Below are 20,405 nucleotides of genomic sequence, written 5' to 3'. Positions count from 1 at the left end.
AAAAATAATAAACGTGGGAACAGGCAGTATGAATCAGCGCATACTGCTTTTTTAATTGCTATACCTAATGTCTTTGTTGTTCAGATTGAAAAATTAATGAAACTTTAAGTCCACCCAAACCTGACGGCGCACAATCAATCTTGGCCGTATGTAACTGCATAATCTTTTGACAAATCGACAATCCCAAACCTGAACCTTGTGTGCGCGTGCCCAAGGCCCGGTAAAAACGTTCACCTAAACGTTGAACAACTTCTTCCTGAATTCCCTCCCCCGAATTTTCAATCATAAGTTGTAGATTCTGACCTTCAACTATCGTCCTGATTTCGACCTGTCCCTGCATCGGCGTATAACGAATGGCATTATCAACCAGATTGCGGATACAGCTAAAAATCAGCTCTGCATTTGCTTCAATCACTGCATCTTCAAGTTTTAAGTTCCAGTGGATCTCTTTTTCCTGAGCAAAAGGTTGTAAAGCTTGTAAAACCTCCTGAACCAGAACTTTAAGATTAACCTGCTGTTTGGGCAGCTGCTCTGCATGTTCTGGATCGAGCCGAGCCAATAGCAGTAAGTTTTCCAGAATCTGCGTACCGCGGTTGACGTCATTTTGAATTAACTGCAATGCTTGCCTAAGTTGGGCATCTTCCTGATATTTACGTTTCAGCACCTGTAAACGCATTTGAATGGCAGACAATGGGGAACGCAACTCATGTGAAGCATCGGCAGTAAAACGTTGCTCGGCAGCCAATGATTTTTCTAAACGGCTCAACATAGCATTCAGCTGACGGACAATCGGTTGCAGTTCGGTAATCTCAGGATCAGGACTTTGAATCGGACTGAGATCCAGTGCAGATTTAGAACCAATTTCTCGGGAAATTTTATTTAAAGGTCTTAATTGCCGCTTAATGGCAAAACGTAAAATTAACCACTGTAATATCCATAGGATAAATAAAATCCCACCGAAACCTAAAGTTGTTTGCCAAAGCTCATCAAAGCGTACCGAAAGCGGCTGTACCACTTTCACTTTCAAGCCTTGATCTTCAGCAATCAGAATTCGAATAAAATGACCATTTTCATAATCAAAGTGAAACCCATTTTTCTGTGCAACTGGTATCTCATTAATCAGTTCATCATCAATTGAAGTGGTTAGTACCTGCTGATTCAGTAGTAAGGCATACTGAATATCAAACTGCTCACTGATTTCATCGACCTGCGTATTTTTGGCCTGGTTAACATCCCCCAGAAGTAACTCTGAAATTTCCTCCATCAGGTCATCATGCAGATCAATCGCCTGATAGCTGGAAATTCCCAATAACAGCAGCCACGCCAGAAATCCTGCCAGTATGGAACTGAACATGGCATGTTGAATCAGCCGACTTTGCAGGGAAATGGGTGCCTTCATATGGAGGCCTCGGGTTTATGCATCCGGTAGCCCAAGCCACGAATAGTTTTGATCATCTGACTGCCAATTTTTTTACGTAGCTGATAAATAAAGACTTCAATCGCATTGCTTTCGATTTCGTCTCCCCAGGCATAGAGGGATTCCTCCAGCTGCTCCCGGGTAATGATATGTTCTGGTTTTTGCATCAGCTTATATAAAATCTGGAATTCTTTTGCAGTCAGATTAATACTCTGCCCCGCCTTCATTACTGTCTTGGCCTGGGTGTCCAGACTAAGATCCTGCCACTGCAGGACATGATTTGGCATTTGCTGTTTTTGTCTGAGCTGGGCACGCACGCGAGCGGAAAGCTCTTCCAGACTAAAGGGTTTTACCAGATAATCATTGGCCCCCAAATCAAGTCCTGCGACCCGGTCATGAATACTGTCCTTGGCGGTGATAAAGATAACAGGGGTATCTTTCTGTTTATTGCGCAAGCTTTTAAGAATATCATCACCGGTTGCATTCGGCAGGCCACGATCCAGCAAAATACAGTCATACTGATGCTGTTCAATTGCCAGAATGGCATGATCCCCTCGATCGACCCGATCAATTACATAACCGTCCATTTCCAGCCAAGTTTGAATACTTTCCGCCTGAGATTCATCATCCTCTGCCAAAAGAATACGCATGTTATGCTCCGCTTGTTTTATCTTTCTATCTTGCCTTGAAAAAGTTCCAGACTCAAAAAAACCACATGCTTTTTGGTAACTTGCATGTGGTTTTTTGTTGCTGTCTTCAGATTCAGTTCAGGAAATCATGCTGAAATTAGAACTGAACTTGGTCGACATCAATTTCAACACGTTTCGCAGGTTTATAGTCAATGTCTACTTCACCAATGATTACCACAGGTGTTTTAGCTGATACTGGTTTACCCTGCCAAAGTTCATCATCAATTTCGACAGTAATGGTGCCGGTATTATCGCGGAACTGGTATTTTTCATCACCGACAGCTTTTACCACATAACCTTTCAGCTGAACCTTGCTGTCATCTTTCATGGTCAACGCTTGCTTAACTGTAGTAGTTTTAGCAAATGCAGCCTGATTCACCGCAGTTTCACTACTCGCAACTGCGACAGTCCCAATTGAACCCATTAATGCAGCTGCTAAAACAGTATTCATCATCATTTTCATTGCAGTTACCTCTTTTTAAAGTCTTGCCCTGTTTCGATGATGCTATTAAAACAGCCGAAGATGAATTGAATCTTAAGATTGCTTCATCTTCAGAATTAATTTAATGGCACAACTCTCAAGACTTCTTCAAGCGTGGTGACCCCTTCCAGAATCTTGCGAGCACCGGCAATCCGTAAAGGTTCTACCCCTTCTTTTTTTGCCTGCTGACGTAACTGATTCAGGTTAGCATCCGCTCCGATTAATTGCTTGGTGGTCAGGCTAAGCGGCATAAACTCATAAATCCCGATTCGGCCTTTATAACCGGTATGACGACATTCTTCACAGCCAACTGCTTTAAAGACAAATTCCGGACGTGGTAAAGGATAGTCCACTGCCAGATGCTGCCATTCCTGCTCATCCAGGAAACTCTCTTGCTTGCAATGCGGACATAGCTTACGCACCAGACGCTGAGCCAAAACCCCCAAGATGGTGGCTGCTGTTAAAAATGGCTGTACACCCAGATCATGCAAACGGGTCAGACTCGACGGCGCATCATTGGTATGCAAGGTAGAAAGCACCAAGTGACCGGTTAATGCAGCCTGAATCGCCATATTGGCCGTATCTTGGTCACGAATCTCACCCACCATAATAATATCCGGATCCTGACGCATCAGTGCACGCACACCATCTGCAAAGCCCAGCTCAATCCCGTTATTGACCTGCATCTGGTTAAAGCTTGGTTCCAGCATCTCAATCGGATCTTCAATCGTACAGACGTTCACCTGCTCAGTCGCAAGCTGCTTTAAAGTGGAATACAGTGTGGTGGTTTTACCTGAGCCGGTCGGTCCGGTGACCAAAATAATACCGTGACTATGGCTGGTCAGATTATTCCAGTCATTGAGTAAATGTCCTTCGAAACCGAGCTGTTGAAAACTTCTGACCAGAACTTCTGGGTCAAAGATACGCATTACCAGCTTTTCACCAAATGCGGTGGGTAAGGTCGATAAACGCAGTTCAGTTTCCTGCCCTTTCGGAGTCCGGGTTTTTAAACGGCCATCCTGTGGTTTACGTTTTTCTGCCACATTCATCCGGCCTAGGATTTTGATTCGGGAAATGACCGCAGTCAGGGTATTGGCTGGCATGTTATAGATGGTGTGCAATACCCCATCAATCCGGAAACGGATTTTGCCGGTGTCTTTGCGCGGTTCCATATGGATATCACTGGCACCCTGCTCAAAGGCAAATTGCAGCACCCAGTCTACCAATTTCACGATATGCTGGTCATTGGCATCCGGATTCTGGGAATCACCCAGTTGCAGCAAGGCTTCTACACCTTTATTTTCCCGGTCATAAGCAGATGATTTTTGCGAGCCACTGACTGCACGACTGACCTGATAATATTCAACAATATAACGCTGGAGCTGTTCCGGATTGAGCAATACCCGTTCAATTTTTTTTGGTGCAATATTCTGTTCGAGGTTTGAGACCCATTCAGTTTTATAAGGCTGATCTGTGGCGATCAGAACTTTATCTGGTTGAATTTCTACTGCCAGAATACGGTTACGCAGTGCATATTCCTGTGACATGACATTGGTCAAGGCCTGCACATCAGCTTTGAGCGGATCGATGATATAGAACATTAAACCGGTTTTTTCTGCCAGCCACTGACATAAACGGTTGAGTGTCAAAGTACTTTGAGGATGAGACTGATCAACCAGACTAAAGTGTGCGATCCATTGCAAGGGATGCCATTTTATTTGTTCACGCTGACGATGTGTGGTCTGAACTCGCATCCGGTCACGTTCAGTTATTTTTCCGTCTTTTAAAAGCTGATCCAAACACCAGCCTGTATCAATTTCAAAGTCAAATTTCATTGTTATAGGTCCCCAAACTTGCCTTCACTATAACAAGTTTTTACTATTTTTCGCATTATCCTGCTGCGTCATCTGCCTGTTTCTGCTGCATGAGGTAAATCTTTAACATAGCTGCTGTCTTCCCCCTACATCATCTCGCACATTTCTCTCTTGTTCATGCTTTAGCTTATCGCCTATATTTCAGATATACGTTTGATAATAATTATTTACTCAGCTGAGGTCAGGTATGGATTTTAGCGCAATGCCTATGAATGACAGTTCTTTTCAGGAACTGCTCACGATTCTGACTTCAGCATTGGGCTGTGGTTTATTGATCGGCCTGGAGCGGGAACGTCATAGACAGCGTGAGCAACAGCCGAGTTTTGCTGGCTTACGTTCCTTTGCCATCTGTGCCTTGCTGGGTGCTATCTGCTTTTTATTCGGAACTGCGATTGGTCTGGTGGGTGCGCTGATTACTGGAGGTATGGTGATTTTTTCCATACAGCATCAGTCCAGTGATCCCGGCATTACGACAGAACTTGCCTTTGTCATGACCTATTTTATTGGGGCGATTTGTCTATGGAATATTCCGTTGGCGGCCGGGCTTGCAGTACTCATCACTGTCATTCTGATGGCCAAGCATTCCATGCACAATATTGCTGGAAAATGGATTACTGAAGCGGAATTCCGCGATGGTTTATTGTTACTGGCACTGGTACTGATTGGCTTACCACTGACGCCAGATACACCGCTATGGGGCAAGGTGCTTAATCCTTATCTAATTCTGAAACTCTTGACTTTAATTTTAGTGGTACAAGCGCTGGCTCATATTGCCAAACGATTACTCTCTTCCAAAAACGCACTAATGCTATCTTCGATTGCTTCAGGTTTTGTTTCCAGTACCGCCACTATTGCCCAGTTGGGTCTACAAGTCCGTAAAGGTGAAATGGATGCTCGATCCAATGCCGGTGCTGCGCTAATGTCCTGTATTTCGACATTGGTCCTACTGTTCATTGTAGTCGGTGGCGTTTCATTTGAATGGCTTAAAATTCTTTTGCTTCCTTCTTTGGTTGCAATGGTTATTCTAGCTGCCTGTGCATTTCTGTTGCTGCGAAAAGCTAAACCGCTAGAAAATTGTGAAAAAGAAGAAGATAGCCGCATGTTTAGTCTGAAAGAAGCGGTCATTATTGCGGTTACCTTGACGCTGATTCAGGCTGGCGTTTATGGATTGGAAATATTACTGGGCAATGCTGGTCTTCTGGCGGGTACTTTATTTGCGTCCTTATTTGAAATTCATGCCGCAATGGCCAGTGTGGTCATTCAAGGAGATCCCTCCAATACCCGTTTGATCTATGCCTTACTCTTAGGTTTAGGCGCACATGCTTTGGCTAAATCGGTCAATGCAGCCTTAACAGGTGGTTTTAAATTCGCGTTGTATTTTGCACCGATACAGATTTTACATATGGCGGTGTTGATTGGTATTTTGTGGTGGATGGTATTTTGATTGTTAAGTATATTTAAATATTTAATTTTTATATATTTTGTAAATTTAATTTTGATATTTATTCGCTATAATTAGTCTGCTTTATTTTAAAAAACAATTTTATTACTACGATTTTTTATAGGGATTTTTATGAAATTTAAGAATTTATCACTCGCAATTTTTAGTGCATTCATGCTAAGTGCTTGTGGTGGGGGATCCTCTTCTTCTGATTCAAACCCTGGAACTGGAACTGGAACTGGAACTGGAACTGGAACTGGAACTGGAACTGGAACTGGAACTGGAACTGGAAATACTACAACAAATGATTCCGAATGGTCTGCCTATTCTCCTTCATATTTTACTGGCTCCGATTATTTATTCGACAAACTCACTTTTACGAGTAAAGGAGATACGCAGTATGTCCGTGTAGACTATTTAAGCAACCTAAAAGATATGGAAAATCTTGATATAAATGAACTGTATATTTTTGGTGATTACTTAACCAATGAAGGTCTGTACGAATTAGAGTTAAATAAAGATCCTGAATTAGGCTATAAAATTGGATCACTTCTAAAAAACTCGGTGACTGAGAAAACTTATATTCCATCCTCTAAAATTGGACATACAGGCCTTCAATTAACTGAAAAATATGAGTTAGTCGATCTATCTGGTAAACCATTGATTGAATACATAGACACTCATCTGTATCTAGTCTCTTCCGAACCCAAGCTAAATAATTATGGGGATTTCGGACAACTCTATCTTTCAAAACTTAAAGGCAAGACATTTCCAAGTGGCTCAAAATGCTTAAGAGGATTAAGTTTATCTTCGAGCAAAGACTTCATTATGATGTATCAAAATCCATACGATACTTTTGATAGTTTCCCAGACATATTCTCTGACGGATATAAAACTATAAACTTAGGTGGATATAACGCTTTCATCTCGAATTCAATTTACCCAAATGAATATGTTAGTGCCCTTGTGCAAATTGATAATAAATATCGAATGGGTGAATACAATAAATCAGGTACCTATTACTCTTTAAATAAAGAAATTGAAATTGAAAGACAAATTTTAAAAGAACTTAAGTCTGACAACCTTACAGATGCAGAGGATATTTTAGAACAAGAGTTATATATTCAATCTTTACAAAAAGAATGTACTGTTTTCAACTCTACTGCTAGTCAAGAAATTGATAAATATCGTAAATTGAAGTAAAAATATGACTAGAGATAAGCGTATATAAGATACGCTTATCTTAGTTTCTTCAATCACAATTCAGTATATTCTATTTCTGATATATAAACAGATAACTCTCTTACCAAAAACCTCACATCTAAATCCGCAAACTTCATTCCATAAACCCGTTCCTCATCATCCTGATAAGCAGGTCTCGGATCCAAAGAGAGAACTTTTTCGAGTTCTTGCAGTATTTGTGGAGAAACTTTTCCCTTACTCATGAACTGCTGTTTTTGCTGCTCCGCCTCTTCTGTCCAAATTACCGATTTACGTTGTGGCTCATCCTGTGCATAACCACTTTGTGCCTCAATCACGGCATCTGAATACTGAATATAGGGTTTAATGTCTATAATCGGCGTTCCATCTAACAGGTCACTTCCTGTGACATAAACCCGGACATTTTTACCGACTTTTTCGACACGATTTAATTTCACGACTGATAAACCAATGGGTGCAGGACGGTACATACTACGTGTCGCAAACACCCCGATTTTCTGGTTTCCGCCTAAACGGGGTGGACGAACCTGCGGACGAAATTGCTGGCTCTGCTGATTTTTATTATCATGAAACTGCCAGACTAACCAGAGATGACTAAACTCTTCGATGCCTTCAAATGCGAGTAAATCATTATATGGACCGGTCATTTCAATATAGCTTTCAACCTGTACCAAATTAGGCTGACGCGGGATGCCAAACTTTTCTTTATAGGGAGAATGCATATAGCCAATAATCGGCAGAGTGAGTTCGGTCATAATCACTTTTTTTGATAAGCTCAATTAAATATATTCAGTTTATAGAGAATGAATTTAGATTAGAATAGCAACCTATTCTAATTTGATAACTTATTGAGACCTTTAATGGCTGCTTTTAACGTCGAAAAGATTACTCACGTCCACCATTGGAATGACACTTTATTCTCTTTTAAAACGACTCGTGACACTGCATTACGTTTTAAAAACGGTCAGTTTGTGATGATCGGTCTTGAAGTCAATGGCAAGCCTTTAATGCGTGCGTATTCAATCGCAAGTGCAAACTATGAAGAAGAGCTAGAGTTTTTCTCTATTAAAGTGCCAGATGGTCCTCTTACTTCTATTCTACAAAAAGTTAAAGTTGGCGACGAAATCCTGGTTTCTAAAAAACCTACAGGTACGCTGGTTCTTGATGATTTAAACCCAGGTAAAAACCTGTACCTGCTTTCTTCGGGTACTGGCCTTGCACCATTCCTTTCTGTGATTCGTGATCCAGAAACTTATGAACGTTTCGAAAAAATCATCGTCGTTCACGGTACACGTTTCATTTCAGAACTGGCTTATCAAGATTTGATTTTGAACGAAATTCCAAACCATGAATTCTTCGGTGAATTGGGCGCTAAAGAAAAATTAGTGTATTACCCAACTGTTACTCGTGAAGAGTTCCATACTCAAGGTCGTGTAACCACTGCGATTGAATCTGGTCAATTATTCGAGAAAATCGGTCTGCCACGTTTCAACCCTGAAACTGACCGTGCAATGCTTTGTGGTTCTCCTGCATTCCTGGACGACGTTGCTGCGCTTCTGGATCAACATGGTCTGAAAGAATCTCCACGTATGGGGGTTCTGGGCGATTACGTAATTGAACGTGCATTCGTTGAAAAATAAACTGCAAAAACCTTTTGCAATTCAAAACGCATGCTTAAAGCATGCGTTTTTTATATCTAGTAAGTCTTAATCTGAAAGAATTAACCCAACCTACTCTCTACTTAAAATTTCTTATAATTAGCGTAATTAGGAAAATAAAATTGGTTAAAACAATAAAATAAATGATAAATATCAATGCCTGTATTATATTTTTTAGTCAAAAATTCCTTCTTAAATGTTAGAATATGTAACTGTAATTGATTTCTCCTGAGGATTTATCCTCGCTAAAAACTTAGTTACATAAACTCTGTAAACTTTTAATTCGATCTGTTTTGATCCCATTCTCCTGTTTCACCGTTTATGCAACCAAGCCGTTTTTTATAGGCAAGGTATGAGCACTGAACAACCCTCCTCTATCGAGCGTACAGGGTCTAAAGTCTATCGATATTTTGTTGTCGTACTGACTTTACTTGTTGCGCTGTACTTGATCATTCAAGGCGCTAAATTACTCAGCCTCGGTGGTACAAGCTATTATCTCATTGCAGGGATTGCCTATGTTGCAATCACCATTTTATATGCGATGAAAAAAGCCTTTGGTTTCTGGCTTTCTATTGTTACTTTTATTGCAACCATCCTCTGGTCTATTGCTGAAGTTCAAGGTTTGAGCTTCTGGCAATATATCCCACGTCTGGTGGTTCCAACTATTCTGTTTGTCCTCAGCATGTGGGCAAGCAAAAGCCTGCCAGCACTCAATGCTGCAAAAATCAAAGCTGCCAATCTTGTTGGCTTTGCCGGTTTCTTTGCCTGTGTCGCAGCCCTGATTGCTGCGTTCTTCCCACATGGCAAAATCCTCAATCCTGTTGATATCGTACAAGACCCTGCACTGGCTAAACCGAATGCAGAAAACCCAGACAACTGGGAATATTTCGGTCGTAATGGTAATGGTACCCGTTTTGCACCATATACCGACATTACCCCTGAAAATGTTAAAGATCTGAAAGTTGCTTGGACTTACCATACAGGTCGTGATACTTCTGCCGGTGTCGATGAAAATACACCAATTCAAATTGGTAGTACTTTATATTCATGTACACCGACTAACATCATTTCAGCAATTGATGGTGACAGTGGTAAAGCACTTTGGAAATATGATCCCCATGCAAAAACTGCAGAGCATATCACTTGCCGTGGTGTTGGTTACTATGATGCAACTAAAGACAAATCTTTAACTGCAGCAGACCTACAAGCACCGGGTATTAAAGCTTGTCCACAACGTATCCTGACTTCTACTGTTGATGGCCGTTTAATTGCTTTGAACGCCAAAACAGGTGCTTTATGTCCTGAGTTTGGTGTGAATGGTCAAGTCGATGTCTTGCATGACATGGGCCCAACTGAACAAAGTAAACGTTATCACCCAACCTCGACCCCACTGATTGCGGGTCATGTCGCTGTATTAGGCGGTTGGGTACGTGATATTGTGCATGGTGAACCTTCTGGTGTTGTCCGTGCTTATGACGTTCGTACTGGTCAATTGGCTTGGGCTTGGGATGTCGGTAATCCTGAACTGGTTGGTGAACCTAAAGATGGCAAAGGCTTTACTTTAGAAACACCAAACATGTGGACCATCCCGACTTATGACAAAGACCTGAATCTGGTTTACTTGCCTACAGGTAATGGTCCTCCTGACTACTGGGGCGGCGACCGTAACGGAGCCAAAGAAAAATTTGGCTCTGCCATTGTTGCGGTAAATGCCTTAACTGGTAAAACTGTTTGGACATATCAAACTGTTCACCATGATGTCTGGGATTATGACTTGCCGTCACAACCTGTGCTTTATGACATGACTGATAATCATGGCAAAAAAGTTCCAGCGTTGATTCAAACTACCAAAATGGGTCAAATCTTCGTTCTTGACCGCCGTACTGGTAAACCAGTGACTAAAGTTGAAGAACGTCCAGTCGACACCAATGGTGCTGAAGGCGAAAAACTTTCTCCTACCCAACCATTCTCTGTTGGCATGCCACAAATTGGGAATGCCACATTGACTGAACAGGATATGTGGGGGATCTCAACCTTTGACCAATTGGCATGTCGTATCGACTTTAAGGACTCTGTCTATAACGGTCTATACACTGCACCTGGTGAAAAACCATATATTGAATGGCCTAGCCTGCTTGGTGGTTTCAACTGGGGTGGTATCTCCATTGATGAATCGACTGGCATGATGTACGTCAACGATATGCGTATGCCACTTCGTATGTCTCTTGTTCGTAAAGAAGATATGAGCAAATACCATATCTCAACTGACGAAGTACCAGGATTCATGGGTACAGTACGTCCACAATTGGCTGGTCCTTATGCGGGTGTGAAAATTGACATCATGCAGTCTAAACTGGGTGTGCCTTGTAACAAACCTCCATTTGGTACCATGACTGCCATCGACTTGAAATCTAAAAAAGTCGTTTGGGAAGTACCAATGGGTACGGCCAAAGAATTGGGGCCATTAGGTGTTAAAACCCATATGCCAATTCCTTTAGGTATGCCAACACTCGGTGGTCCTACTTCAACTGCTTCTGGTCTGGTGTTCTTCGCAGGTACTCAGGATTATTACCTACGTGCGTTGGATTCAAAAACTGGTAAAGAAGTGTGGAAAGCTGAGCTTCCTGTTGCTGCTGTTGCTGCACCGCTGATTTATAAATCTCCAAAAACTGGCAAACAGTATGTTGTCATCTCTGCAGGTGGTGCAAGCCATTCTAAAGATGTTGGCGACTATATCATTGCCTTTGCTTTACCCGACCAAAAATAATTTTTTAATGGATAAAGAAAAAACCGAAGCTTAGGCTTCGGTTTTTTATATAAAGTGAATCAAAATCACATTAACGATTTGCACCTTCCTGGTTTGCAGAACCAGAACAGCCTGCACCACCACCGATAATAAAGCCGCTTTCTGCTTTGCATGAACCGATCATACGGCCATGTGAGTCAAATGTAGTCACTGTTGATGCACAACCAGTTAGTACAATAGTCGCTGCTAATGCAATAAGTGCTGATAATTTCATAATATTCCCCTCTAAGATTTATGGTGCTAAATGAATCTGATTTTGACTTGGTGGTACTGGCAATAAACCTGTCTTGGCATCCACCGTATTGTAGTTCACGCCAATTGCATTGCCTGATCCATTACAATGAGCACTAGCAGTTGAAAGCAGACCACGTGTAGCTTTACATGATCCAATCACCTGACCAGATGCGTCATAAGTGACGACCATAGAACTACAGCCAGTCATCAGTACAATAGTTGAAAGTGAAAATAGTTTTATGAAGCTCATTGCTCCCCCTCAAAAACACTAAAAAATTTAAATTGTTTAGTTATATGAATCTTTTCTAAATTTCGCGCATGATTCTTCCTAAATTTATCGCATTTGTAAAGCTTTATTTTTCATCTATTTTTTAGACTTATGGCTAATAAAAAAGCTGCCTGATCAGCAGCTTTTTCATAATTAAATTTAATATTAAGAATCAGACTGACTCATGCTGCAATACTCGTTCAGCTAAAGCCTGTTTCACCACATGATATCCAGCACTTAAGCCTAGACTTGCCATAATGAATGCAACAATAACATCTGGCCATAGACTGCCAGTGCCAAACACTCCCACTGCTGCAAAAATGACGGCCACATTGCCGATCGCATCATTACGGCTGCACAACCAGACTGATTTCATATTGGCATCGCCATCCCGGAAAGCATATAAAATTATGGCTGTGACAACGTTTGCGATTAAGGCCAATATCCCGATGATCCCCATCGTAATGGCTTCAGGTGGAATACCTTGCATAAAGGCATAAATCACTTTACCAATGACGACCAGACCAAATACTGCCATGGTCAATCCTTTAATCAGAGCAACTGTTGCACGCCAATACAGACTTGCACCAATCACCGCCAGAGAAATACCATAATTCACAGCATCTCCAAAAAAATCTAGTGCATCTGCCCATAAGGCCGATGAATGTGCATAAGTACCGCCAATCAGCTCCACACCAAATAAGGTCAGGTTAATCAATAATGCAATCCATAAAGCTGTTCTAAATTTGCTATTAGAGTTGTGCGGCGCGGGTTCATGACTACAACTACAGGCCATATTATTCTCCGATGATTTTTTATCCTGAATGCGATACAGTCATTAGAAACTATGGAGTCACTCCAAGGTCAAGCCTGAGGTATTTATGTCACATTATTTGATTTCTGATATAGCCAAGAAAACTGATTTAAGTACTGATACCATTCGATTTTATGAGAAAAGAGGTTTGATTCAGCCGAATTTTCGAGCAAGTAACCAGTATCGTTATTATGGCGAAGATGCCTTAAAACGCTTGATTTTTATCAAACGCTGCCGTGCTTTAGGCATGTCTTTAAAAGAAATTGAATACCTGATTCAGCTGGAGCAGAATCCAGAACAGGATTGCTGTGAAGTTAACCAGATGATTGATCAGCACCTTATAGATATTTCAAATAAAATTAAAGAATTACAGTTATTTAAACAGCAGTTAATGGCGCTTCGCGAAAGCTGTAATACCCCAACCACGATTGATCATTGCCAGATTTTGAAAACACTGGAATCTATTGAAAATAGCTGAAATATTTATGGATATTTTAAATCGCTTACTGTTTATCTTTTAACTTGAAATTGAGTTGAATTATGCCAATTCCGAGTTATTTACTAGGTTGAATCCTGATTTTAGATGACTAGAATAAAGACGTACTTTTTATATGTCTTTCGATTTTATCATGAGCATTTCTCACGTTACCGAACTTCTCTCACCTGCTGGCTCCCTAAAAAACATGCGTTATGCCTTTGCTTATGGTGCAGATGCAGTCTATGCCGGCCAGCCGCGTTATAGCTTGCGTGTTCGTAATAATGAATTTGACCATGACAATCTGGCGATTGGTATCAAGGAAGCTCATGCGCTTGGAAAAAAATTCTATGTGGTTGTGAATATTCAGCCGCATAACTCCAAACTGAAACATTTTATTCGCGATCTTGAACCAGTTGTGGCGATGCAGCCAGATGCACTGATTATGTCTGATCCTGGCTTGATCATGATGGTGCGTGAGCACTTCCCGGATATGGATATTCATCTTTCAGTTCAAGCCAACGCAGTGAACTGGGCAACGGTGAAATTCTGGAAAAACATGGGCCTCACTCGCGTAATCCTGTCACGTGAGTTATCCATCGAAGAAATTGAAGAAATCAAACAGCAAGTCCCAGATATGGAGATTGAAGTCTTCGTTCATGGCGCACTGTGCATGGCCTATTCTGGCCGTTGCATGCTGTCTGGTTATATGAACAAGCGAGATGCCAATCAGGGTGCCTGCACTAATGCCTGCCGCTGGGAATACAAAGTACTGGATGCCAAGGAAGATGTGACTGGTGACGTGATCCCGGTTAAAAATATTAATTCTGGCTGTTGTTCAAAAGATGCTGATGAGTCACGTATGCAAGTACAACATCAGTTTGATGAACCCGTGTTATTGCAACGTAATGACGAGAATATGTTCGCTGCTGAAGAAGACGAGCACGGCACCTATTTTATGAATTCCAAAGACCTGCGTGCAGTGCAGCATGTAGAACGTCTGACTAAAATTGGCGTACATTCACTAAAAATTGAAGGTCGAACCAAATCTTATTTCTACTGTGCGCGTACTGCGCAGATTTACCGTAAAGCCATTGATGATGCGCTTGCTGGTAAACCATTCGACCCTTCATTGATGACTCAACTGGAAGGCTTGGCAAACCGTGGCTATACCGAAGGGTTCCTACGCCGTCATGTACATAGTGAATATCAAAACTATGAAAATGGTTCATCGAGTTTCGATCATCAGCAGTTCTGCGGGGAAGTGTTAGAGCGTAATGGCGACTATATCAAGATTGATGTGAAAAACCGTTTTGTCGTCGGTGATTCACTAGAGTTGATGACCACTAAAGGCAACATCACTTTTACCTTAACTGAGATCAAAGACCGTAAAGGCAATCTGATTGAAGATGCCAAAGGTTCAGGTCATGTCGTTGAAATTCCAGTGCCTGCAGATGTCGATATGCAGTATGCCCTGCTGATCCGTAATCTGCCATCATCGACTGTAGACATTTCAGCCTCTTCATTGGCTTATCAGGCGAGTTAAAAAATGGCGCTCTTGATTACCGATAAATGTATCAACTGTGATATGTGCTTACCGGAATGCCCAAATGAAGCAATTTATGAGGGCGATAAGGTCTATGAAATTGATGTCACTCGTTGTACCGAGTGTGTGGGTTTCTATGATCATCAAACCTGTATTGCCGTCTGTCCGATTGAATGCATTGTGCCGCATCCCGAACATCGGGAAACGAAAGAACAGTTAATGGAGAAATTTAAAGGTTTGAATCTGTTCAAAGCTTGAATGATGCATGAAGTCTTATGACTTCATCTAAGAACAACCTTGGGGAAAGATAAAAATAAGGGTTGAAAACAAAAATTGTCCAGAGGAAAGGAACAGCTAAAAGCGATTGGGGACGCTTTTGGCTGATCTAATAATAACTAAAAAAAGGAACCCGGGTGTTAGCGTCCTGAGTTCCTATAAAGCGAAAATAATAATAGGTGTTTGAGATGAAGCACCTGGAATGTGGGGATTCCAGGTGCTCTTTTTTTTACTGACCAGAGCGAATGATGTAATCAAAGGCAGATAATGATGCTTTGGCACCTTCACCAGTTGCGATGATGATCTGTTTGTAAGGAACAGTGGTACAGTCACCTGCAGCAAACACACCTTTCACATTGGTTTCGTTGCGCTCGTTAATCACAATCTCACCACGGTTAGTTAACTCAAAATCAGTTCCTTTCAGGAAGTCGGTGTTCGGCAACAAACCAATCTGAACAAAGATCCCTGCAAGCTCAACAGTGTGCTCTTCATCAGTCGCACGGTCTTTGTATTTCAACGCTGTGACTTGTGAACCGTCACCGATCACTTCGGTAGAAAGCGCATTTTTGATTACAGTGGTGTTTGGCAAGCTGTTCAATTTGTCTTGAAGCACTTGGTCCGCACGCAGTTTGGTATCAAATTCAACCAGCGTTACATGCTCAACAATCCCTGCAAGGTCGATCGCAGCTTCTACACCCGAGTTACCACCACCAATCACCGCAACACGTTTGCCTTTGAACAATGGCCCATCACAGTGTGGGCAGTACGCTACCCCACGAGTTTTGTATTCTGCTTCACCTGGAACATTCATCTCTCTCCAGCGTGCACCGGTAGACAGAATGACTGTTTTAGATTCAAGTTTCGCACCATTTTCTAAAGTCACTTCTACCAGACCATTGGCTGTGCTATCTGCACCTTTGATGTCAGAGACACGTTGCAGGTTCATGATGTCAACACCGTATTCACGCACGTGTGCTTCCATTTCAGCGGCGAATTTTGGACCTTGAGTTTTTTGCACTGACGTATAGTTTTCGATGTCCATGGTATCCATCACCTGACCGCCCATGCGTTCAGCCACGATCCCAGTTTTGATACCTTTACGTGCTGCATAGATCGCTGCAGTATTACCAGCAGGTCCACCACCGATCACCAACACATCAAATGCATCTTTGGCATTCAGTTTTTCAGCATCTTTGGCTGCCGCATTGGTATCCAGTTTGGCAATGATTTCTTCCAGTGTCATACGACCCTGACCGATATGTTCATTGTCCTGGAAGACCATCGGTACGGCCATGATTTTGCGTTCTTCCACTTCGTCCTGGAAGAAGGCACCATCAATCATGGTTGCTGTTGTACCCGGGTTATAAATGGCAATCAGGTTCAATGCCTGCACCACATCCGGACAGTTATGACAGCTCAGTGATACGAATACATCAAAGTCAGATTTAATGCCCAAGCCTTTGATCGATTCCAGAACTTCAGCAGAAACTTTGGGTGCATAGCCTGAAGTTTGTAGCAATGCCAAAATCAAGGAAGTAAACTCATGGCCCATCGGCAAGCCTGCAAAGAACACACGAGGCTGTTCACCGGCTTTTGCAACACCAAAGCTTGGTGCACGTTTGTTGGTACCATCAAAACGGGCAGTGACTAAATCAGAAAGCTGAGCGATTTCCTCAACCAGTTCTTTGATTTTGGCTGATTTGTCAGAGCCATCCAGAGTTGCCACTAATTCAATCGGGCCTTCCAAACGTTCAAGTAGTGTTTTTAATTGAGCTGAAGTATTTTGATCTAACATTGCTAACGTCTCCAAGGGAGTAAATATTTATTCGATGAAGCTATATTAAGTGAATAAAAAAAATAGGTAAAACAGTTTGTTTTTATCTTAATGATCGTTTTTATAGATCTAAACCATCTCCTCATTTTATTTTTTATTATCGCTAGAATTTATGCCTTTTATCCCAAAGAAACCGAATATAGATTGGAAAATAAAAATGCTCCTTTTAACGGAGCATTTTTAAGTTTAGAAGATTCGCTGTTCAATACGTAGCGAACGCCCCTTAATTGAATTGGCCAGTGCATATATGATTAAGCTAAGCAAGGCAAATAAGATGGCAATGCCAATAATGATGACATTGGTAATCTTGCTGACTTGTTCTGCTTGCTGAGCTTGACGATCTACACTTTGTGCTACAGGCGTTAGGCTTTTACCATAGACCTGTTGCTGCATCGTCCAGATTTGTTCCGGTTTAAATCCGTATTGTTCAAACTTGTTATCCTGCCGCTCTGCTTCAACTACTTGTGCGACATAAGGTCGGGCTGCAGATAAATCGACGGGTTTATGCAAGAGTGCAGTTTGGGCGAGTAAATAAGATTTCACCGGTGAAGGGATATCGGAATCAACCAGATAACGTGCCACTTCACTATCATTGATATTACTATCGTAATAGACCACCTGCTGATAAGCATCTTCTCGGTCATTTCTCAAGTCATATTGCCAATAAGTCAGTCCTGACCAGATCACGATAAAGGAAATCAGCCAGCCTACAAACTTCAATATGAAAGACTGAAAGCGAACATAGAAGAAGCGAAACTTCTTCAGCAGCCCAACAAGAAAAAATGCACCAATAAAAGAGGCAAAGATTTTCAGGATCAGCCAGCCAAACCAGCTTAACAGAGCAAAGAAATAATCCGGACTATCCCCAATACTGGCCAGATTAGCATCGACACTAACTGGCAAATGCAGCTGCTGAAGCTGAGTACTCAGGCCAAAAAAGCCATAAACCAGTTCCTGCTGAAAGAACAGGCCTATCACAGATGCGATACAGACCGTAGAGGTGGTCAGCCCCAAAAGCATCAAATTACGTTGACGCTTTTTGAGTGCGACGACCCCTTGCTTGATTTCCTGAGGATTTACAGCATATTCATCTAAGGGCGGCAATCTCTACTCCTTTTTTTAGATCTTGGCCCTACTGGATTTAGTTGGGTTTAGATCCACTGGTACTTGATTCAATCACCAAATGATTCAGATTATCTTGCAAGGCTCTTAAACGTACCGTTGCTTCAGTACGTTTCTGTACACCTTCTTTCTGGATCTGAATCACATCATTAACAGTTTTAATGAGGGTATTTTGCACATGTTCAAGCGTTTCAATATCAATAACAGAACGCTGGTTGGCTTTTGCCGTATCGACTGAGTTCTGATGCAATAAATCTGCATTACGGCGTAATAGCTCATTGGTCGCATCATCAATGGTATTGGCCAGCTGTACGCTGTTCTTCTGTTCATTCAGTGAAATGGCCAGACTGATCTGGTTTTTCCATGCCGGTAACGTAATATTTTTAATGGCATAGAACTTATCGACCAGCATCAGGTTATTGGACTGGATAATGCGGATCATTGGCAAAGTCTGCATCGCAGATTGCTGCAGTACCTGTAAATCACTGATGCGTTTTTCCAGATTATTGGCTAGATGATTGAGGTCATAGATTTTTTGCGTGGTGCTCTGATCTTGTGGCAAAGCTGTGAGCGCAGCAATTTCCTGCTGCAATTCCTGTTCACGTAAACGTCCAGCTGCAATATGAATACCCAGCTGCTTGTATTCTTCCTGCACCCCATCGAACATTTTATCCAGCGTATCAACGCGGGCTTTTAATCCGGATTGCGAAGTTTCAATTTCCTTGACCAGCACATCAATCTGTTCTTTGGTGGTATTGAAATGCGAGTCAAAGTTATCTTTCACGCCCTTAAATTTGCTGATGATATTGCCAAGAAATCCTGAACTCTTTTTCTTGTTCAGGATACTGCTGGTATTCAGTTGCTGTGCCACTTGCACCACCTGATTCAGCTTTTGACCGGTTGCATCCAAATCTTTGTTCTGCACCAGATTCAGCAATTCATCGGTATAGCTTGAAGTTTTGGTGGCTATATTTTTGCCATATTCGGCCACACTATTATGACTCATATTTTGCAGTTCTTTACGTGCTGCCAAGACCTCCTGAAAATCGGCAGGCTGCAAGCCCAGCTCTTTCAGATCCATTTGCTGGAACTTCTGTTCAGTCAGTTCAGTTGAGCTTTCGACAGGTAAATTTACTACATCAGATTTGGTCATGTTTCACCTTATATTGTTATGTATTCGAGGGTTTCTCGAGTGACTTTTTTAACGTTTTAATCAGATTGTCTCGGCTATTATCAAGTTTTTCCAGATCACTTGTCGAGTGTTTCGTCTGGCTTTGTTTGACATGATATTGCCAGGCCGGAATCAGCACCTGTTGCGCTTCTTTAAATCGATCCAGCAGGCTATAAGACAGTTGCTGGGACAATTGCATATGAGTAATGGCAATGTCATTACTGCTTTGCAAGGTTCTTAAGGTATGCACCTTTTTTGACAGCCGCTCAGAAAAATTATCCAGTGGATGCTGATTCCTGACAAACTGCGGATATTCAAATAAAAATTCTTCTGCTGCCACAATATGCTTGGCCATTTGCTCACGTAAACCGATCAGCTGCTGGAATCGCGATTGGGATTTCTGGATTTCAATTTGCAACTTACGGCTAAGGTGATCTGCCTGATCCAGTAAATAGTCCAGTTTTTTATAGTATTCAACCTGACTTGAACCATAGTCCAGATCAATACCTAGCCATTTCTGTAAAGCATTAAATTTACGTTTTTTCAGATATTTTTTTGATTGAGCCAGCATCTGAATCAGCTGTTCAATCGTCTGGCTCAGTTGTTGTGTCAGATGCGGATCTACCCCATTTAATAGTACGGACTGCGCCTGAATAAGTGGGTCAGCATAATGATTCAGCTTGTATTGATCGTTGAGTAAAGGCACAAGTTCATTGCGCTTGATACTTAGAATCTCGCTCTGCTCTACTACAATGTCTTGGATTGGAATCAAAACATCTATCTGTGACATGGCCCTTTAAACTCAGTGAATTCGATTTTTATAGTACGTCTTTTCATTCAACATAACATGTAGCATTTTGCAAAGGAATGCTTCAAGCCATAGAATTTTCTTTATATAAGTTGAAGATATTGTTGGAATTAAGTTTGGCATACAGTCATTTCTTGTATGAATCATTTTGCCTCTAGCCTGCTGTTGCTCTCTAGAATCTTTTCCATCGGCCTCAAATAGGCTAATAACCAACTAAATAAGAATAAGCACAATAAATGCCAAGTTAATTTATGGTCTTAATTAAGCTTT

General features: G+C 41.7%; 19 protein-coding genes. 7 read left to right on the top strand and 12 right to left on the bottom strand.

From position 1 onward, the window contains the following. Positions 1-64: 64 nt before the first annotated feature. The 4 genes from AC4MCD_RS05035 to tfpB all read right to left on the bottom strand — a co-directional run bounded on the left by AC4MCD_RS05035 (position 65) and on the right by tfpB (position 4,422). Positions 65-1,399 carry a sensor histidine kinase gene (locus AC4MCD_RS05035; protein ID WP_491876686.1) on the bottom strand — a complete coding sequence of 445 codons (1,335 nt, stop codon included), beginning with the start codon at positions 1,397-1,399 and terminating at the stop codon, positions 65-67. Then, on the bottom strand, positions 1,396-2,067 hold the full coding sequence (locus tag AC4MCD_RS05030; RefSeq protein WP_180002863.1) for a response regulator transcription factor: 672 nt from the start codon (positions 2,065-2,067) through the stop codon (positions 1,396-1,398). The genes AC4MCD_RS05035 and AC4MCD_RS05030 overlap by 4 nt, the downstream gene beginning before the upstream one ends. A gap of 136 nt (positions 2,068-2,203) precedes the next feature. Next, positions 2,204-2,569: a NirD/YgiW/YdeI family stress tolerance protein gene (locus tag AC4MCD_RS05025; protein WP_034170733.1), complete on the bottom strand. Its 366-nt coding sequence runs from the start codon at positions 2,567-2,569 to the stop codon at positions 2,204-2,206. A 95-nt stretch (positions 2,570-2,664) separates the two neighbouring features. Continuing rightward, positions 2,665-4,422 (bottom strand): type IV pilus assembly ATPase TfpB, encoded by a 1,758-nt coding sequence (gene tfpB, locus AC4MCD_RS05020; RefSeq protein ID WP_180033818.1) that lies wholly within the window; start codon positions 4,420-4,422, stop codon positions 2,665-2,667. A gap of 226 nt (positions 4,423-4,648) precedes the next feature. On the opposite strand from tfpB, the gene AC4MCD_RS05015 reads away from it, so the two are divergent. Both AC4MCD_RS05015 and AC4MCD_RS05010 read left to right on the top strand, forming a co-directional pair. Then, a complete protein-coding gene (locus tag AC4MCD_RS05015) occupies positions 4,649-5,905 on the top strand; it encodes an MgtC/SapB family protein (RefSeq protein ID WP_491876685.1) in 1,257 nt (418 codons plus the stop codon). 129 nt (positions 5,906-6,034) lie between these two features. Further along, entirely contained in the window at positions 6,035-7,105 is a 1,071-nt protein-coding gene (locus AC4MCD_RS05010; RefSeq protein WP_491876684.1) for a hypothetical protein, read from the top strand. Positions 7,106-7,158: 53 nt separating this feature from the next. Here AC4MCD_RS05010 and tsaA read toward each other — a convergent pair whose 3' ends face one another. Next, positions 7,159-7,878, bottom strand: coding sequence for a tRNA (N6-threonylcarbamoyladenosine(37)-N6)-methyltransferase TrmO (gene tsaA, locus AC4MCD_RS05005; protein WP_180033815.1), 720 nt, complete (start codon positions 7,876-7,878; stop codon positions 7,159-7,161). Between the two features lie 105 nt (positions 7,879-7,983). On the opposite strand from tsaA, the gene AC4MCD_RS05000 reads away from it, so the two are divergent. Further along, positions 7,984-8,763: a ferredoxin--NADP reductase gene (locus AC4MCD_RS05000; protein WP_005236496.1), complete on the top strand. Its 780-nt coding sequence runs from the start codon at positions 7,984-7,986 to the stop codon at positions 8,761-8,763. Between the two features lie 370 nt (positions 8,764-9,133). Then, on the top strand, positions 9,134-11,548 hold the full coding sequence (locus AC4MCD_RS04995; protein ID WP_491876683.1) for a membrane-bound PQQ-dependent dehydrogenase, glucose/quinate/shikimate family: 2,415 nt from the start codon (positions 9,134-9,136) through the stop codon (positions 11,546-11,548). A 70-nt stretch (positions 11,549-11,618) separates the two neighbouring features. Here AC4MCD_RS04995 and AC4MCD_RS04990 read toward each other — a convergent pair whose 3' ends face one another. From AC4MCD_RS04990 to AC4MCD_RS04980, 3 genes are all read right to left on the bottom strand, one after another. Next, entirely contained in the window at positions 11,619-11,801 is a 183-nt protein-coding gene (locus tag AC4MCD_RS04990; protein WP_180105119.1) for a YgdI/YgdR family lipoprotein, read from the bottom strand. 18 nt (positions 11,802-11,819) lie between these two features. Then, positions 11,820-12,071, bottom strand: coding sequence for a hypothetical protein (locus AC4MCD_RS04985; protein ID WP_180002853.1), 252 nt, complete (start codon positions 12,069-12,071; stop codon positions 11,820-11,822). Between the two features lie 190 nt (positions 12,072-12,261). Continuing rightward, positions 12,262-12,885 carry a cation efflux transmembrane domain-containing protein gene (locus tag AC4MCD_RS04980; protein ID WP_491876682.1) on the bottom strand — a complete coding sequence of 208 codons (624 nt, stop codon included), beginning with the start codon at positions 12,883-12,885 and terminating at the stop codon, positions 12,262-12,264. An 85-nt stretch (positions 12,886-12,970) separates the two neighbouring features. Between AC4MCD_RS04980 and AC4MCD_RS04975 the strand changes: the two genes are divergently transcribed. From AC4MCD_RS04975 to AC4MCD_RS04965, 3 genes are all read left to right on the top strand, one after another. Further along, complete coding sequence (locus AC4MCD_RS04975; protein WP_312332070.1) at positions 12,971-13,381, top strand: Cd(II)/Pb(II)-responsive transcriptional regulator; 411 nt, start codon at positions 12,971-12,973, stop codon at positions 13,379-13,381. A 133-nt stretch (positions 13,382-13,514) separates the two neighbouring features. After that, on the top strand, positions 13,515-14,924 hold the full coding sequence (trhP, locus tag AC4MCD_RS04970) for a prephenate-dependent tRNA uridine(34) hydroxylase TrhP (protein WP_491876681.1): 1,410 nt from the start codon (positions 13,515-13,517) through the stop codon (positions 14,922-14,924). 3 nt (positions 14,925-14,927) lie between these two features. Beyond that, on the top strand, positions 14,928-15,182 hold the full coding sequence (locus AC4MCD_RS04965) for a YfhL family 4Fe-4S dicluster ferredoxin (protein ID WP_419374667.1): 255 nt from the start codon (positions 14,928-14,930) through the stop codon (positions 15,180-15,182). 247 nt (positions 15,183-15,429) lie between these two features. Here AC4MCD_RS04965 and ahpF read toward each other — a convergent pair whose 3' ends face one another. The 4 genes from ahpF to AC4MCD_RS04945 form a co-directional block, all read right to left on the bottom strand. Continuing rightward, the gene (ahpF, locus tag AC4MCD_RS04960) at positions 15,430-16,995 is read right to left on the bottom strand and encodes an alkyl hydroperoxide reductase subunit F (protein ID WP_491876680.1); all 1,566 of its coding nucleotides are present in this window, start codon (positions 16,993-16,995) and stop codon (positions 15,430-15,432) included. A 225-nt stretch (positions 16,996-17,220) separates the two neighbouring features. Then, a complete protein-coding gene (locus AC4MCD_RS04955; protein WP_491876679.1) occupies positions 17,221-18,138 on the bottom strand; it encodes a hypothetical protein in 918 nt (305 codons plus the stop codon). A gap of 37 nt (positions 18,139-18,175) precedes the next feature. Next, positions 18,176-19,309 (bottom strand): toxic anion resistance protein, encoded by a 1,134-nt coding sequence (locus tag AC4MCD_RS04950; RefSeq protein ID WP_005236518.1) that lies wholly within the window; start codon positions 19,307-19,309, stop codon positions 18,176-18,178. Between the two features lie 16 nt (positions 19,310-19,325). Next, positions 19,326-20,117 carry a tellurium resistance protein gene (locus tag AC4MCD_RS04945; protein WP_491876678.1) on the bottom strand — a complete coding sequence of 264 codons (792 nt, stop codon included), beginning with the start codon at positions 20,115-20,117 and terminating at the stop codon, positions 19,326-19,328. Between the last annotated feature and the right edge of the window lie 288 nt (positions 20,118-20,405).

This window comes from Acinetobacter sp. CAU_H_78 (assembly GCF_058599365.1).
This window is presented reverse-complemented; position numbering and strand designations above follow the sequence as displayed.

Excerpts from the sequence above, each read along its gene's own strand:
- AC4MCD_RS05035 (WP_491876686.1), bottom strand. The coding sequence starts at position 1,399 with ATGAAGGCACCCATTTCCCTGCAAAGTCGGCTGATTCAACATGCCATG.
- AC4MCD_RS05030 (WP_180002863.1), bottom strand. The coding sequence starts at position 2,067 with ATGCGTATTCTTTTGGCAGAGGATGATGAATCTCAGGCGGAAAGTATT.
- AC4MCD_RS05025 (WP_034170733.1), bottom strand. The coding sequence starts at position 2,569 with ATGAAAATGATGATGAATACTGTTTTAGCAGCTGCATTAATGGGTTCA.
- tfpB (WP_180033818.1), bottom strand. The coding sequence starts at position 4,422 with ATGAAATTTGACTTTGAAATTGATACAGGCTGGTGTTTGGATCAGCTT.
- AC4MCD_RS05015 (WP_491876685.1), top strand. The coding sequence starts at position 4,649 with ATGGATTTTAGCGCAATGCCTATGAATGACAGTTCTTTTCAGGAACTG.
- AC4MCD_RS05010 (WP_491876684.1), top strand. The coding sequence starts at position 6,035 with ATGAAATTTAAGAATTTATCACTCGCAATTTTTAGTGCATTCATGCTA.
- tsaA (WP_180033815.1), bottom strand. The coding sequence starts at position 7,878 with ATGACCGAACTCACTCTGCCGATTATTGGCTATATGCATTCTCCCTAT.
- AC4MCD_RS05000 (WP_005236496.1), top strand. The coding sequence starts at position 7,984 with ATGGCTGCTTTTAACGTCGAAAAGATTACTCACGTCCACCATTGGAAT.
- AC4MCD_RS04995 (WP_491876683.1), top strand. The coding sequence starts at position 9,134 with ATGAGCACTGAACAACCCTCCTCTATCGAGCGTACAGGGTCTAAAGTC.
- AC4MCD_RS04990 (WP_180105119.1), bottom strand. The coding sequence starts at position 11,801 with ATGAAATTATCAGCACTTATTGCATTAGCAGCGACTATTGTACTAACT.
- AC4MCD_RS04985 (WP_180002853.1), bottom strand. The coding sequence starts at position 12,071 with ATGAGCTTCATAAAACTATTTTCACTTTCAACTATTGTACTGATGACT.
- AC4MCD_RS04980 (WP_491876682.1), bottom strand. The coding sequence starts at position 12,885 with ATGGCCTGTAGTTGTAGTCATGAACCCGCGCCGCACAACTCTAATAGC.
- AC4MCD_RS04975 (WP_312332070.1), top strand. The coding sequence starts at position 12,971 with ATGTCACATTATTTGATTTCTGATATAGCCAAGAAAACTGATTTAAGT.
- trhP (WP_491876681.1), top strand. The coding sequence starts at position 13,515 with ATGTCTTTCGATTTTATCATGAGCATTTCTCACGTTACCGAACTTCTC.
- AC4MCD_RS04965 (WP_419374667.1), top strand. The coding sequence starts at position 14,928 with ATGGCGCTCTTGATTACCGATAAATGTATCAACTGTGATATGTGCTTA.
- ahpF (WP_491876680.1), bottom strand. The coding sequence starts at position 16,995 with ATGTTAGATCAAAATACTTCAGCTCAATTAAAAACACTACTTGAACGT.
- AC4MCD_RS04950 (WP_005236518.1), bottom strand. The coding sequence starts at position 19,309 with ATGACCAAATCTGATGTAGTAAATTTACCTGTCGAAAGCTCAACTGAA.
- AC4MCD_RS04945 (WP_491876678.1), bottom strand. The coding sequence starts at position 20,117 with ATGTCACAGATAGATGTTTTGATTCCAATCCAAGACATTGTAGTAGAG.